The organism is Mesorhizobium sp. M6A.T.Cr.TU.014.01.1.1, assembly GCF_004022765.1.
Classification (GTDB): Bacteria; Pseudomonadota; Alphaproteobacteria; order Rhizobiales; family Rhizobiaceae; genus Mesorhizobium; species Mesorhizobium mediterraneum.
In genome coordinates this window covers 1-389 of sequence record NZ_RZPG01000151.1, presented here as the reverse complement: position 1 = coordinate 389, position 389 = coordinate 1, and the positions used below count along the sequence as shown (strand labels likewise).

Genomic DNA, 389 nt, shown 5'->3' with positions numbered 1-389 from the left:
CTGTCGGATAGCTGGGACGCGGAGGCATTGGTGGTGCAGAAGAGACATCACCAGTGTTCTCGGCTTGGGCTCGTGCCATGGCGTCCAGAAGTTCGGCTGGAGGCGTGATGCCTGAGAAGATCTGGACGGGTAGACGTAGGTCTATGGTAGTCGTTTGTGGCTGCATCTGGTTAGCTCACATGTAAACGCCCACGGACACGAAACGACTGACCATCGATCCAGGACCATCGTAGCGAATCCCTATGCGTGCGAAGATTTCATATGTGCGGGTAATATTGCAGGTCTCGAAACTAGGTGGTACAATATTCGACAAGGGCGTCTCGTTCCAGAGTCGAGCGTCAATCTCAGCCTCCAGCTCCGTCTCCTTGACGTTAGGTGCAGATGAATCT

At 54.0% G+C, this 389-nt stretch carries 1 protein-coding gene; it reads right to left on the bottom strand.

The window, feature by feature from the left end:
* Nucleotides 1-175 precede the first annotated feature (175 nt).
* Nucleotides 176-389 (bottom strand): hypothetical protein (locus EN885_RS34015; protein ID WP_206616894.1); only part of this gene is annotated, 214 nt, incomplete at its 5' end.